Below are 14345 nucleotides of genomic sequence, written 5' to 3'. Positions count from 1 at the left end.
GGTCATGCCGTTCTTGTTCTGGTATGCCATTGTCTTCATTGCCGTGATGCGAGCTAACCCTAGCGCGGCAATTTCTGCGATACTGTCCGACAATCCGACGGCAACGGCGCTGGTCCCGGATTCTCCGGATATCGGTGTACCCTCGGCATTGGGCACAGTGCTACAGGGCGATTCGCGCATGAACGCCTTGGCTGAAGACCCAATTTTATTATCTCGCCAAAAAACGGGATAATGAGCCGATTTGTTTATCTGCCCCCAACGCAACCCCCCGGGGGCGACAGGTTCAAAAACTTGTTAAGGTGAATTACCCATGGCCGCAAGACAGGCAGATGTAGTGCTGGTCGGCGGTGGTGTCATGAGCGCCACCCTCGGCATGATGCTCCGGCAGCTTGACCCCTCCCTGGACATCATCATGGTGGAACGTCTTGATCACGTTGCCCATGAGAGCACCGACGGTTGGAACAACGCAGGGACCGGCCACGCCGGCTACTGCGAGCTGAATTACACCCCGGAAACCGAGGACGGCGACGTCGCGGTCGATCGCGCCCTGGCGATCAACGCCCAGTTTGAAGTGTCCCTGCAGTTCTGGTCCTACCTGGTGGAGCAGGGCATGCTGCCCGATCCCGCCTCGTTCATCAACCGGACCCCGCACCAGAGCTTTGTCTGGGGCGAGAAGGACGTTGCGTTTTTGCGTCGTCGCTGGGAGAAACTCAAGGCCCATCACCTGTTCCGGGAGATGGAATACACCGAATCCACCGATGAGCTGGCACAGTGGATGCCCCTGATCGTGAAGAACCGGGCTCCGGATCAGCCGGTGGCCGCCACCCGTATCAAGCACGGGGCGGACGTGGATTTTGGCTCCCTGACCCGCAGCATGGTCAAGTACCTGCAGAGTCAGCCCAACTTCGAGCTGATGCTGAACAGCCCGGTGCATTACCTGGCCCAGCGCGACAATGGCCGCTGGAAGGTCCGGGTCCGTAACCAGAAGACCGGTGAGCTGAAGAAGCTGGAAGCGGGGTTCGTGTTCCTCGGCGCCGGCGGCGGTGCCCTGCCACTGCTGCAGAAATCCGGCATTGAAGAAGCCCGGGGCTATGGTGGTTTCCCGGTCAGCGGCCAGTGGCTGGTGTGCCAGAACCCGGAGGTGGTGGCCAGACACCATTCCAAGGTGTATGGCAAGGCGCCCATCGGCGCGCCGCCGATGTCGGTGCCGCACCTGGACACCCGCATCATCAATGGCGAACCGGCCCTGCTGTTTGGTCCCTTTGCCGGCTTCACCACCCGTTTCCTCAAACAGGGGTCGGCGTTTGACCTGTTCGGCTCGGTCAAGCCCACGAACCTGCGGCCCATGCTGTCGGTGAGCAAGGACAACATGGATCTGACCCGTTATCTGATCAAGGAAGTGTTCCAGTCCCACAGCGAGCGGGTAGCGGCTCTGCGTAACTTCTTCCCCGACGCGGAAGAGAAGAACTGGAAGCTGCAGAACGCCGGTCAGCGGGTCCAGATCATCAAGAAGGATGCGAACGGTCGCGGCAAGCTGGAATTCGGCACCGAAATCGTGGCCGCGAAAGACGGCTCACTGGCGGCGCTGCTGGGCGCTTCCCCCGGTGCCTCCACCGCCGCCAACGCGATGATCAACGTGCTCGAGCGCTGTTTCGCCGACAAGTTGCACTCCCCGCAGTGGGCGGAGCGCATGCGCGATCTGGTGCCCTCCTACGGCCGCTCTCTGGTGGACGACGAGGCACTGCTCAATAGCGTGCGCGAGCGAACGTTGTCGACCCTGAAACTGAACGAAGACTAGCCAGCGCTGAATCCTGGCTTTGGCCGGGGACGGAATTCGATTCCGTCCCCAAGGCTCTCTAGGCACTGACCGCGGTGCCTTTCTCCAGCATTGGCCTCAGGTAACGGCCGGTGTGGGAGCCATCAACACGGGCCACCTCTTCCGGGGTGCCCTCGGCGATGATCTGGCCGCCACCGGAGCCCCCTTCCGGCCCCAGATCGATGATCCAGTCCGCCGTCTTGATCACATCCAGGTTGTGCTCGATCACCACGATGGTGTTGCCGTGGTCTCGTAAACGCTGCAGTACGTTGAGCAGTTGCTGGATGTCGTAGAAGTGCAGGCCGGTGGTGGGCTCGTCGAGGATGTACAGGGTCTTGCCGGTGTCGCGCTTGGACAGTTCCTTGGCCAGTTTGACCCGCTGGGCCTCGCCGCCGGACAGGGTGACCGCGCTCTGGCCGAGGCGGATGTAGGACAGGCCCACGTCGATCAGGGTCTGCAGCTTGCGGGCGATGAAGGGCACCGCGTCGAAGAACTCCCGGCCTTCCTCCACGGTCATTTCCAGCACCTCGTGGATGTTCTTGCCCTTGTAGCGCACCTCCAGGGTTTCGCGGTTGTAGCGCTTGCCCTTGCAGACGTCGCAGGGCACGTAGACATCTGGCAGGAAATGCATCTCCACCTTGATCACGCCATCGCCCTGGCAGGCCTCGCAGCGCCCGCCCTTGACGTTGAAGCTGAAGCGGCCGGGCTTGTAGCCGCGGGAGCGGGCCTCCTGGGTACCGGCGAACAGCTCACGGATGGGCGTGAACAGGCCGGTGTAGGTGGCTGGGTTGGAGCGCGGGGTGCGGCCAATGGGGCTCTGGTCGATGTCGATCACCTTGTCCAGCTGGTCCAGGCCGGTGAGCTTGCCGTAGGGCTCGTGATTGAGGCTGGTGGCCTTGTTGAGCCTGGCGGCCGCCACTGGGTACAGGGTGCCGTTGATCAGGGTCGACTTGCCGGAGCCGGACACCCCGGTCACGCAGGTCATGATGCCCAGCGGTATGTTGAGGGTCACGTCGCGCAGGTTGTTGCCGCAGGCCCCGGTGAGGGTGAGCGTCTTGCCGTTGCCGCTGTGACGGCTGTCGGGCACCGCGATTTCTTTCTCCCCGGACAGGTACTGGCCGGTCAGGGACCGCGGCGCCTCGATGATCTGTTGGGGCGTGCCCTGGGCAATCACCTGGCCCCCATGGATGCCGGCGCCGGGCCCGATGTCGATGACGTGGTCGGCGGCGCGGATAGCGTCTTCGTCATGCTCCACCACGATCACCGTGTTACCCAGGTCCCGCAGGTGGGTGAGGGTGGCCAGCAGGCGGTCGTTGTCCCGCTGGTGCAGGCCGATGGAGGGCTCGTCCAGGATGTACATCACCCCCACCAGGCCGGCGCCGATCTGGCTGGCCAGGCGGATGCGCTGGGCCTCGCCCCCGGACAGGGTGTCGGCGCTGCGCTCCAGGGTCAGGTACTCCAGGCCCACGTTGACCAGGAACTTTAGCCGCTCCCGCACCTCCTTGAGGATCTTCTCGGCGATCTCGCCCTTGCGGCCGGGCAGGCTCAGCTGTTCGAAGTAGCGGTGGGCGTCGCCCACCGGTAAGTGGGTGACGTCCGGCAGGTTGCGGCCTTCGATAAAGACATGGCGGGCGCTGCGGCGCAGGCGCGAGCCCTGGCAGTCCTTGCAGGGCTGCTGGCTGAGGTTGCGGGCCAGTTCCTCGCGCATGCTCTGGGAGTCGGTCTCCCGGTAGCGCCGCTCCAGGTTGGGCAGAATGCCCTCGAAGGGGTGGGCCCGCTCCATCACATGGCCGCGGGAGTTGACGTAGCGGAAGGGAATGTCCTCGCCCCCGGAGCCGTGCAGGAGGGTCTGGCGGAAGTCCTCCGGCAGGTCGACAAACGGGGTGTCCAGGTCAACGCCATAATGCTCCGCCACGCTGGTCAGCAGCTGGAAATAGTAGACGGCGCGTCGGTCCCAGCCCTTGATGGCCCCCTCCGCCAGGGTGGCTTCCGGATGCTGGATGATCTTTTCCGGATCGAAGAACTGTTTCACCCCCAGGCCATCACAGGTCGGGCAGGCCCCAGCCGGGTTATTAAAGGAGAAGATGCGCGGCTCCAGTTCGCTCAGGGCGTAGCCGCACTGGGTGCAGGCGTAGCGGGCGGAAAAGGTGTGCGCCTCGCCGCCGCCGCTCATGGGGGCCACCAGGGCGATGCCATCCGCCAGCTCCAGCGCGGTTTCGAAACTTTCCGCCAGGCGCTGTTCCAGGCCGGGTTTGACCTTGAACCGGTCGACCACCACGTCGATCTGGTGCTTGCGTTTCTTGTCCAGGGTGGGCACGTCGTCGATGTCATACACGGTGCCGTCGATGCGCAGGCGAATGAAGCCCTGGCTCTTCATGGTATCGATGACCTGAAGGTGTTCGCCCTTGCGGTCGCGGATCACCGGCGCCAGGATCATCAGTTTGCTCTCTTCCGGGAACGCCAGCACCTGATCCACCATCTGGCTGACGGTCTGGGCTTCCAGGGGCAGGTCGTGGTCCGGGCAGCGGGGTTCCCCGGCGCGGGCAAACAACAGACGCAGGTAATCGTAGATCTCGGTGATGGTGCCGACGGTGGAGCGGGGGTTGTGGGAGGTGGACTTCTGCTCGATGGAGATCGCCGGCGACAGCCCCTCGATGTGGTCCACGTCGGGCTTCTCCATCATCGACAGGAACTGGCGGGCGTAGGTGGACAGCGATTCGACGTAGCGCCGCTGGCCCTCGGCATAGAGGGTGTCGAAGGCCAGTGAGGACTTGCCGGAGCCGGACAGGCCGGTGATCACGATCAGCTTGTCCCTTGGCATATCCAGGTCGATGTTCTTCAGGTTGTGGGTCCGCGCCCCCTTTACTTGGATATGATCCATAACGCCCCTCGGGATAAACAAAAGCGGAAGTATAACGTGTTCCGCTGGCTGCCGTGCAATGCCCAGTCAGCCGGCCATCTGATACAATGCGCGCTTTCCGGCCTGGCGGCCTGCCCAGGGCTGCCTGCCACTAGAGACCGTGTTCGAGGAATCACTGCTGTATGAATGCCTTGGAAAAGCGATCCGTTGTCGCACTGGCCTCCGTCTACGCCATGAGGATGCTGGGCCTGTTCATGGTGTTGCCGGTGTTCGTCCTGCTCGCCGACGACCTGGAGTCTGCCACGCCGGCGCTGATCGGGCTGGCCATCGGCGCCTATGGCCTGAGCCAGGCGTTGCTGCAGGTGCCGTTTGGCCTGCTGTCGGACCGGGTGGGTCGCAAGCGCATGATCTACATAGGGCTGGTGCTGTTCGCCGCCGGCAGCTTGCTGGCCGCGGGCTCGGATTCCATCTACGGCGTCATTGCCGGGCGGGTACTCCAGGGATCTGGCGCCATTGCCAGTGTCCTGATGGCCCTGCTCAGCGACCTCACCCGGGAGGAGGAGCGCACCAAGGCCATGGCCACCATTGGCATCTCGATCGGGCTGTCGTTCTCGATTTCCCTGGTGCTGGGACCGCTGCTGGGGTCGGTATTTGGCCTGTCCGGCATTTTTTACATCACCGCCGCCCTGGCGCTGTTGGCGCTGGTGATTGTTCACCGGCTGGTGCCCACGCCCCACCAGCATCACGCCAGCGCCGATACCCGGCCCGCCAGGGCCATGCTGGGCCAGGTGTTGACGGACAACCGCCTGCTCCGGCTCGATTTTGGCATCTTTGCGCTGCACCTGGTGCTGACGGCGATTTTCCTGGTGGTGCCGCTGTTGCTGCAGGACGAACTGGGCCTGCCCAGCGAATCCCACTGGTGGTTCTACCTGACGGTGGTGGTGACCTCCTTTTTCGCCATGGTGCCGTTCATCATCATTGGCGAGAAGAAACGCAAGATGAAGCCGGTGCTGGCCGGCGCCATCGGCCTGCTGACCCTGGCCACCGCCGGCCTGAGCCTGGCTAACGCCGGTCTGGGTGTGGCCTGGGGCATCCTGTTCCTGTTCTTCATGGCCTTCAACCTGCTGGAGGCGAGCCTGCCGTCGCTGATCAGCAAGGAGTCGCCGGCAGCGAGCAAAGGCACGGCGATGGGGGTCTACTCCACTTCCCAGTTCCTCGGCGCCTTCGCCGGCGGCGCCGTGGGCGGGCTGCTGCTGGAGCAGGGCAGTCTGACCGGCGTGCTGTGGCCGATGGTGGCCATCCTGCTGGTCTGGCTGCTTCTGGCGGTCACCATGCCGGCGCCAAGCTATACCACCAGTTTCGTGTTAAAGTTGCGGGAAAGTGCGCGCAGCCGGATCGATACGGTGGATGAACTGTTGCGAGACCTGCCCGGCGTGCAGGATGTGGTGATTCTGGAAGGTACGGACACCGCCTATCTCAAGGTTGATCGCGCCCAGTTTGAAGAGGATGCCCTTGCGGAGTTTGACTTTGTCCGGCAGGGTACTTCCTAACCCAATCCGCTTTTCTATGAACCCCCACGCCGGCCACGGATGGCTGGCGGATCAAGCAGACAGACTCAGGAGCGAAACATGGCACGAGGCGTTAACAAGGTTATTCTCATTGGCAATCTGGGCCAGGACCCGGAAACCCGCTACACCCCGAATGGCAACGCGGTGGTTAACCTGAACCTGGCGACCGACGAAAGCTACAAGGATCGTCAGACCGGCCAGATGGTGCCCAAGACTGAATGGCACCGGATTGTCATGTTCGGCAAGATTGCTGAAGTGGCGGGGCAATACCTGCGCAAAGGCTCCAAGGTCTACATCGAGGGCAAGCTGCAGACCCGCAAATGGCAGGGGCAGGACGGCCAGGACCGCTACACCACGGAAGTGGTGGTGGATATCAACGGCCAGATGCAGATGCTCGACAGTCGTGGCGGCGAAGGCGGCATGGGCCAGGGTGCGCCGGCCGGCCGTCCCCAGCAGCAGTCCTACAACCAGCCTGCGCCGCAGCAGCAGGGCGGCGGTTACCAGGGCGGCCAGTCCGGTGGCTACAGCCAGCCCCAGCAGCAACAGCAACCGCAGCCCGGTGGCATGCCGGAGCCGGTGGACGACTTCGACGACGACATTCCGTTCTGATCGAGAGCGATTTGTCGGAAAAAGGCCCCCAATGATTGGGGGCTTTTTTTATGCAACTAGGGCCAGCCTACTCATCCGAATGCCCCTCGCTGTCCATGCCCAGCTCGTTGATCTTGCGAGTCAGGGTGTTGCGGCCCCAGCCCAGCAGGATGGAGGCGTCGCGGCGGCGGCCGCCGGTGTGCTTAAGGGCGGTTTCGATCATGATGCGCTCGAACTCCGGCACCGCCCTGTCGAGAATGCCCTTGTGGCCCCGCTTGAGTTCCTGCTCGGCCCAACCCCGCAGGCCCTCCTGCCAGGTTTGGCCGGTTGTGGGGGTGTCGGCCTGCTGCAGCAGCTCCGGCGGCAGGTCGTCGATGTGAATCTCCCGGCCGCTGGCCATCACCGTCAGCCAGCGGCAGGTGTTTTCCAGCTGGCGGACGTTGCCCGGCCAGGGCAGGGTGGACAGGTATTCTTCGGTTTCCGGCCGGACCAGCTTGGGTTCCACCGCCAGTTCCCGGGCGGCCCGCTGGAGGAAATAGTCCATCAACCGGGGAATGTCCTCCCGGCGCTCGGACAGTTTGGGCAGGTGGACGCGGATGACGTTCAGGCGGTGGAACAGGTCTTCCCGGAACGAGCCGTCCTCCACCAGTCTTTCCAGGTCCTGGTGGGTGGCGGCGATGATCCGCACATCCACCTTGATGGGGGTGGTGCCGCCGACCCGGTAGAACTCGCCGTCGGCCAGGACCCGCAACAGACGGGTCTGGGTGTCGGCGGGCATGTCCCCGATCTCGTCCAGGAACAGGGTGCCGCCGTTGGCCTGCTCGAAGCGCCCCTGGCGGGCAGCGCCGGCTCCGGTAAAGGCGCCTTTCTCATGGCCGAACAGCTCGGATTCGATCAGATCCTTGGGGATGGCGGCCATGTTGAGCGCGATGAACGGGTGGCTGGCGCGGGGACTGTGATTGTGCAGCGCCTGGGCGACCAGCTCCTTGCCGGTTCCGCTCTCGCCATTGATCAGCACGGTGATGTTGGAGTGGGACAGCCGGCCAATGGCCCGGAAGACCTCCTGCATGGCCGGCGCCTCGCCGATAATCTCGGTGTTGCGCTGAGCGGCATCGGCCTGGGGTTCACTGGTGGCCCGACGTTCATGGCTGTGGGCCACGGCGCGCTTGACCAGGGCCACCGCTTCGTCCACGTCGAACGGTTTGGGCAGATACTCGAAGGCACCGGACTGGTAGCTGGTCACCGCGCTCTCCAGGTCGGAATGGGCGGTCATGATGATCACCGGGATGTCCGGGTGCCGCTCGACGATGTTGGAGAGCAGGGTGATGCCGTCGACGCCGGGCATGCGGATGTCGCTGATGATGGCATCCGGCTGCTCGTGGTCCAGACGCATGATGATGCTCTCGCCGTCCTCAAATACCCGTGGCTGCATGCCGGCCTGGCTCAGGGCCCGCTCCAGCACCCAGCGGATGCTTCGGTCATCGTCGATAATCCAGACGTTTGCCGATTGGGTCATTGCTTTTCCTCCAAAGGCAGGAAGATGATGAAGTCGGTTTGGCCGGGTTCGCTCTCACATTCCACAAGTCCGTGATGCTGGCCAACAATACTTTGGGTGATGGATAACCCCAGGCCGGTGCCACTGGCGCGGCCACTGATCATGGGGTAGAAAATGTTCTGCAGCAGCTCCGGCGGAATGCCCGGTCCGTTGTCGATGACATCCACGCGGCAGACCAGCCGATGACGCCGGTGGCCGATGGTAAACTGGCGCAGGGCCCGGGTTCGCAGGGTAATGGTGGGGCGTGCCGAGTCCGGCTCCTTCTGCTGATGTTCGAACGCCGCCTCCATGGCATTGCGGGCGATGTTGAGGAAAGCCTGAATCAGCTGCTCCTTGTCGCCCGGAAATTCCGGAATGCTGGGGTCGTAGTCCCGCCGGAACAGGATGCGCCCCCGACTCTCCGCCTCCAGCAGGGATTTGACCCGTTCCAGCACCTCGTGAATGTTGGTCTGGGCCAGGGAAAGGGCGCGGTTCGGTCCCAGCATGCGGTCCACCAGGCTGCGCAGGCGGTCGGCTTCGTCGATGATGATCTGGGTGTACTCGCGCTGGTCCTCGTTGTCCAGTTCCCGGTCCAGCAGTTGTGCCGCGCCACGGATGCCCCCCAGCGGGTTCTTGATCTCGTGGGCCATGCCCCTGACCAGGATTCGGCTGGTCTCCTGCTGGGATATCATGTCCTCTTCACGGCTGATCCGGAGCAGCCGGTCCCGGGGCTGGATCTCCATCAACAACTCCCCCGGTTCGTGGCCGATGGGTGAGATGGAGTAGTCCACGGTCAGGCGGGAACCGGTGGGCAGCAGGAACTCCGCCTCCCGTTTGGTGTAGGACTGGCCATTGAGGGCGGCGGCGTGGAGGGTGTCCAGCGCCTCTTCGGATTCCACCAGCAGGTCGACAACGGGGGTGCCCTGTACCCGGGTCATGCTGGTTTCAAACAGGCTTTCCGCGGACGGATTGAGGTATTGCACGTTCAGTTTTGGGTCAAGGACCAGAACGGCGGTGGTGAGGTTGTCCAGAAGCTGCTTGTAGCCTGTCGATGTTGCCATGTAGTTCCCCTTGCGATGAGAAACAAAGTTGCAAAAAGCGAACCACTTTGGGGGGTGGGAGCAATTCGGTGCGTAAAACTTCGCTCTTGGGCCCTGAAACTGCGCTGGTCTCGCGATTCATTGGTGCAGCAGGGCGGTAAGGTCTGCGTCCGGGCGTCGGTTTCGCCCTCTGCCTGACCAAAGTATGGCTTTTATTCGGTGCGAGCGCACCAAAATGGTGCCAGTGTTCCGTCCGGTGAATTCATCGATCGGCTGGGACTCCGGGAGAATGGGTCGAAACAACCGGGCGGGGCACTGGGCGGCTGCGCCCGGAAGGGCAGCCGCGAGGGAGGATCAGTTCAGGACGGAGGGACGGTGTACGGTGAAGGTTACGCTGTCGCCGGTTTTCACCCGTACGCCATTCTCGTCAATGATGTGCACCTGGGCGGTGTGGGTCCCGCGAAAGACGTTCCGCACCATCACGCTGCCGGAGTGACTCTGGCCAACCGGTTGACCATCCAGGGTGATTTCATACAGGTGGCCCTGTTTTAGGGCGGGGGCACTGGAAACCCTGAACTCCACGTCGCCGCTGCCGCTGTGGAAGGCGGCGTTGTTGGCGGGGGCCTCAAAGCGGATCTGGCTGTAGCTGTCGCTTTCGGCCTCCGGGGGCCGGGTTTGACCACCTGGGGTGGTGACATCCTCCAGTTTGGGCAGGGTGATGGTGGTGGTGGGCTGAACCTCGACGGTTTCTGCCCCGGAGCTGGGTTCATCCGAATAGGTCACATTGCCCTGGGCGTCCACCTGGCGATAGATCTCGGCGGTGGCTGGGGCTGTGGCGAAGGCCAGCAGACTGGCGAGAACTCCGAACCTGAGTGTCATAGTGTCTTGTCCGTTGTGATGGTCTGATTCGATTATCGGCAGCGGTCAGAGACAATGCAATGTCGGCTAATTTCTTAATGGTTACAAAGCGTTAATGGCCTTTGGCGGGCGCATAAAAAAGCCCCGCACGGGGCGGGGCTTTCGGGGCTGACTGAGTCCCGAAGGATCAGACAGAGTAGTACAGGTCGAACTCAACCGGGTGAGTGGTCATGTTCAGACGCTCTACCTCACCGCGCTTCAGGTCGATGTAACCGGCGATCATGTCTTCGGTGAACACGCCGCCACGGGTCAGGAACTCGTGATCCTTCTCCAGGCAGTCCAGGGCTTCCTGGAAGGTCTCGGCTACGGTCGGGATGTTCAGCGCCTCTTCCTTCGGCAGGTCGTACAGATCCTTGTCCATGGCATCGCCCGGGTGGATCTTGTTCTGGATACCGTCGAGGCCGGCCATCATCATCGCCGCGAAAGCCAGGTACGGGTTGGCAGAGGCATCCGGGAAACGAACCTCAACACGACGTGCTTTCGGGCTGTTCACGAACGGGATACGGATGGAAGCGGAGCGGTTGCGGGCGGAGTAGGCCAGCATAACCGGTGCTTCGAAGCCCGGTACCAGGCGCTTGTAGCTGTTGGTGGAGGCGTTGGTGAAGGCGTTGATGGTCTTGGCGTGCTTGATGATACCGCCGATGTAGTACAGGGCGGTCTCGCTCAGGCCCGCGTAGCCGTCACCGGCGAAGATGTTCTTGCCGTCCTTGTTCAGGGACATGTGAACGTGCATGCCGGAACCGTTGTCGCCAACCACCGGCTTCGGCATGAAGGTCGCGGTCTTGCCGTAGGCGTGGGCCACGTTGTGTACGCAGTACTTGAGGATCTGTACTTCGTCAGCCTTCTTGACCAGGGTGTTGGCGCCAACGCCGATTTCACACTGACCAGCGGTGCCCACTTCGTGGTGGTGAACTTCGATGTCCAGGCCCATGGATTCCATCGCGGCACACATGGCACCACGCAGGTCGTGCAGGCTGTCGACCGGCGGCACCGGGAAGTAACCACCTTTAACGCCCGGACGGTGACCGATGTTGTTGCGGTCGAAGTCTTCGCCGGATACCCAGGCGGCTTCTTCGGAGTGGATGCTGTAGCCAGCACCTTTCATGTCCACTTCCCACTTCACGGAATCGAACACGAAGAACTCGGGCTCCGGACCAAACAGGGCGCCGTCGGCGATGCCGGTGGACTTCAGGTACTCTTCGGCGCGACGGGCAACGGAGCGCGGGTCACGCTCGTAGCCTTGCATGGTGGAAGGCTCAACAATGTCGCAAGTGATGTTCAGGGTGGTTTCTTCGGTGAACGGATCCAGAACAGAGGAGCTGTCGTCCGGCATCAGGATCATGTCGGATTCGTTAATGCCCTTCCAGCCAGCAATTGAAGAGCCGTCGAACATCTTGCCGTCAGCGAAGAAATCTTCATCCACTTCTGAGGCGGGCAGTGTTACGTGTTGCTCTTTACCACGGCTGTCAGTGAATCGAAGGTCGACCCATTTAACTTCGTGCTCTTTGATCAGATCAATCGTCTTGGACATTGTGCAAGCTCCGTTGGTTTACCCGCAGGGCGGGATTTCGGTGTTCATTGTGCCGGGGCATAGCTGCAGTTAAACCGACCCCAGAGTCGGGTTCCTGATCCCGGCCTTTGTGCTCAGGTTCGCGCAGCTTAGCAGAAGCGGCATCAGCATACCTGCAAAAAAAGCTGGCGGCTATAATTGGTCGCAGAACTGCTAGCAATCGGCTTGCCAGTTTTTCGTGGGTGCTCCAGAACGGCGCAGTGACGCGGTTTTTGGCCAGTTTTGGCGCGACACTGGTCCAGAAAGTCGCCATAATGCAAGCTAGCAAAGATCCAAAATAGTGCAAAAACACTCTGCGCGCACCAAATAGGTGCGCTTTGGGTTGTCTGGCAAGCGATGGGGTTATTCTTCATATTCTCAACCGGCACTTTCAGCTATACTGCGCCGGCTTTCTTGGCCCATGTCGGGCCCCCTTTTTATTTCACGGATTTGAGACGGCGTGCGTGAGGTTGGTGGCGTCCACCTCCCCGATGACCCTCTCAGGCCATTACGCATGTCGCAGGATACTGTTGTGATTGAGAAACTTCGTAATATCGCCATCATCGCCCACGTTGACCACGGCAAGACGACTCTGGTCGACAAGCTGCTGCAGCAGTCCGGTACCCTGGACCGCAAGAGCTCGGGGGACGAGCGGGTCATGGACTCCAACGATCAGGAGAAGGAGCGGGGGATTACCATCCTCGCGAAAAACACCGCCATCAACTGGCAGGATTACCGGATCAATATCGTGGATACTCCGGGGCACGCAGACTTCGGTGGTGAAGTGGAGCGGGTGCTGTCCATGGTGGATTCGGTGCTGCTGCTGGTGGACGCCCAGGACGGCCCGATGCCGCAGACCCGGTTCGTGACCCAGAAGGCCTTCGATCAGGGGCTGCGTCCGATTGTGGTGGTCAATAAGGTCGACCGCCCGGGCGCCCGTCCGGACTGGGTCATCAATGAGGTCTTCGACCTGTTCGACAGCCTTGGCGCGACCGACGAGCAGCTGGACTTCCCGATTGTGTACGCGTCGGCGTTGAACGGGGTCGCCGGTCCGGAAGCGGACCAGCTGGCCGACGATATGATGCCGTTGTTCGAGGCCATCCTGGAGAATGTCCCGGCGCCGGATGTCGACCTGGAAGCGCCGTTCCAGATGCAAATCTCCCAGCTCGACTACGACAGCTACGTGGGTGTGATCGGCATCGGTCGCATTACCCGTGGTCGTCTGCGCCCCGGGCAGCAGGTGGCGGTGGTGGACCGTGACGGCAACAAGCGCAATGGCAAGGTGCTGGAAGTCAAAGGCTTCCATGGCCTGCAGCGGGTACCGGTGGAAGAGGCCACCGCGGGTGATATCGTTTGCATCAGCGGTATTAGTGAGCTGTTCATCTCCGATACCCTGTGCGATCCGCAGAATCCGGAGGGCTTGCCGGCGCTGACTGTGGACGAGCCCACCGTCAGCATGACCTTCCAGGTCAACGACTCGCCCTTTGCCGGCAAGGAAGGCAAGTTCGTCACCAGCCGCAACATCAAGGAGCGCCTCGACAAGGAGCTGTTGCACAACGTGGCGCTGCGGGTCGAGCCGGGGGATACCGCCGAGAAGTTCAAGGTGTCCGGGCGGGGCGAGCTGCACTTGTCGGTACTGATTGAAACCATGCGCCGGGAAGGCTTCGAGCTGGGGGTATCCCGGCCGGAAGTGGTGCAGCGGGAAATCGACGGCGAGATCCAGGAACCGTACGAGTTTGTGGTCATCGATGTGGAGGACCAGCACCAGGGGTCCATCATGGAGGTTATGGGTGAGCGCCGCGCAGAGCTGAAGAACATGGTGCCGGACGGTCGCGGTCGTACCCGCATGGAATTCGTCATGCCGGCCCGTGGGCTGATCGGTTTCCGCAGCCAGTTCCTGACCATGACTTCCGGTACCGGGATTCTCACCAACGTGTTCGACCACTACGGACCGGTGAAGGGTGGGGATATTGAACACCGCATCAACGGCGTCCTGGTGTCCATGGTGGATGGCAAGGCGCTGGGTTATGCCCTGTTCACCCTGCAGGACCGGGGCCGTCTGTTCATCGATCCGGGCACCGAGGTCTACGAGGGCATGGTGATCGGAATCCACAGCCGAGACAACGACCTGGTGGTGAACCCGACCAAGGCCAAGCAGCTCACCAACATCCGGGCCTCCGGTTCGGACGAGAACATCCTGCTGACGCCGCCGGTGCGCATGACCCTGGAGCAGGCGCTGGAGTTCATCGACGATGACGAGCTGGTGGAAGTGACGCCGGAGTCGATCCGGGTGCGCAAGAAGCTGCTCAAGGAAAACGAGCGTCGCCGGGCCTACAAGAAGTAAGGTTCCGCGAATGGGAAAGGGGGCTTCGGCCCCCTTTTCTGTTTCTGGCTCTTTGGCCGGCGGTGGGCTGGCTCAGGCGGCTTCGGCGGAGTGCGGGTTTTCGTGCCATACTCCAGACAGATTCGCTC

At 62.3% G+C, this 14345-nt stretch carries 9 protein-coding genes; 4 read left to right on the top strand and 5 right to left on the bottom strand.

Annotated elements, in window-relative coordinates:
* Window positions 1-310: 310 nt before the first annotated feature.
* Window positions 311-1798, top strand: coding sequence for a malate dehydrogenase (quinone) (mqo, locus tag R3175_RS12085; protein ID WP_318944538.1), 1488 nt, complete (start codon window positions 311-313; stop codon window positions 1796-1798).
* A 58-nt stretch (window positions 1799-1856) separates the two neighbouring features.
* On the opposite strand, the gene uvrA is transcribed toward mqo, so the two are convergent.
* Window positions 1857-4697 (bottom strand): excinuclease ABC subunit UvrA, encoded by a 2841-nt coding sequence (uvrA, locus tag R3175_RS12080; RefSeq protein WP_318944537.1) that lies wholly within the window; start codon window positions 4695-4697, stop codon window positions 1857-1859.
* 161 nt (window positions 4698-4858) lie between these two features.
* Between uvrA and R3175_RS12075 the strand changes: the two genes are divergently transcribed.
* The gene (locus R3175_RS12075; RefSeq protein ID WP_318944536.1) at window positions 4859-6226 is read left to right on the top strand and encodes an MFS transporter; all 1368 of its coding nucleotides are present in this window, start codon (window positions 4859-4861) and stop codon (window positions 6224-6226) included.
* 78 nt (window positions 6227-6304) lie between these two features.
* Complete coding sequence (gene ssb / locus R3175_RS12070) at window positions 6305-6853, top strand: single-stranded DNA-binding protein (protein ID WP_318944535.1); 549 nt, start codon at window positions 6305-6307, stop codon at window positions 6851-6853.
* Window positions 6854-6920: 67 nt separating this feature from the next.
* Here ssb and glnG read toward each other — a convergent pair whose 3' ends face one another.
* From glnG to glnA, 4 genes are all read right to left on the bottom strand, one after another.
* A complete protein-coding gene (glnG, locus tag R3175_RS12065; protein WP_318944534.1) occupies window positions 6921-8348 on the bottom strand; it encodes a nitrogen regulation protein NR(I) in 1428 nt (475 codons plus the stop codon).
* A complete protein-coding gene (glnL, locus tag R3175_RS12060) occupies window positions 8345-9427 on the bottom strand; it encodes a nitrogen regulation protein NR(II) (protein ID WP_318944533.1) in 1083 nt (360 codons plus the stop codon). Before glnL ends, glnG begins: the two co-directional genes overlap by 4 nt.
* A 333-nt stretch (window positions 9428-9760) precedes the next feature.
* Window positions 9761-10285, bottom strand: coding sequence for a DUF4124 domain-containing protein (locus R3175_RS12055; protein WP_318944532.1), 525 nt, complete (start codon window positions 10283-10285; stop codon window positions 9761-9763).
* Window positions 10286-10451: 166 nt separating this feature from the next.
* The gene (glnA, locus tag R3175_RS12050) at window positions 10452-11855 is read right to left on the bottom strand and encodes a glutamate--ammonia ligase (protein WP_318944531.1); all 1404 of its coding nucleotides are present in this window, start codon (window positions 11853-11855) and stop codon (window positions 10452-10454) included.
* Between the two features lie 550 nt (window positions 11856-12405).
* Between glnA and typA the strand changes: the two genes are divergently transcribed.
* A complete protein-coding gene (gene typA, locus R3175_RS12045) occupies window positions 12406-14217 on the top strand; it encodes a translational GTPase TypA (RefSeq protein WP_318944530.1) in 1812 nt (603 codons plus the stop codon).
* The last annotated feature ends 128 nt before the right edge of the window (window positions 14218-14345 follow it).

The sequence above is a fragment of the Marinobacter sp. genome (assembly GCF_033722735.1).
GTDB lineage: Bacteria > Pseudomonadota > Gammaproteobacteria > Pseudomonadales > Oleiphilaceae > Marinobacter.
This window is presented reverse-complemented; position numbering and strand designations above follow the sequence as displayed.

Bases quoted from the DNA above. Each gene is read 5' to 3' on its own strand.
- glnA (WP_318944531.1), bottom strand. From the start codon at position 11,855: ATGTCCAAGACGATTGATCTGATCAAAGAGCACGAAGTTAAATGGGTC.
- glnG (WP_318944534.1), bottom strand. From the start codon at position 8,348: ATGACCCAATCGGCAAACGTCTGGATTATCGACGATGACCGAAGCATC.
- glnL (WP_318944533.1), bottom strand. From the start codon at position 9,427: ATGGCAACATCGACAGGCTACAAGCAGCTTCTGGACAACCTCACCACC.
- R3175_RS12055 (WP_318944532.1), bottom strand. From the start codon at position 10,285: ATGACACTCAGGTTCGGAGTTCTCGCCAGTCTGCTGGCCTTCGCCACA.
- ssb (WP_318944535.1), top strand. From the start codon at position 6,305: ATGGCACGAGGCGTTAACAAGGTTATTCTCATTGGCAATCTGGGCCAG.
- R3175_RS12075 (WP_318944536.1), top strand. From the start codon at position 4,859: ATGAATGCCTTGGAAAAGCGATCCGTTGTCGCACTGGCCTCCGTCTAC.
- mqo (WP_318944538.1), top strand. From the start codon at position 311: ATGGCCGCAAGACAGGCAGATGTAGTGCTGGTCGGCGGTGGTGTCATG.
- uvrA (WP_318944537.1), bottom strand. From the start codon at position 4,697: ATGGATCATATCCAAGTAAAGGGGGCGCGGACCCACAACCTGAAGAAC.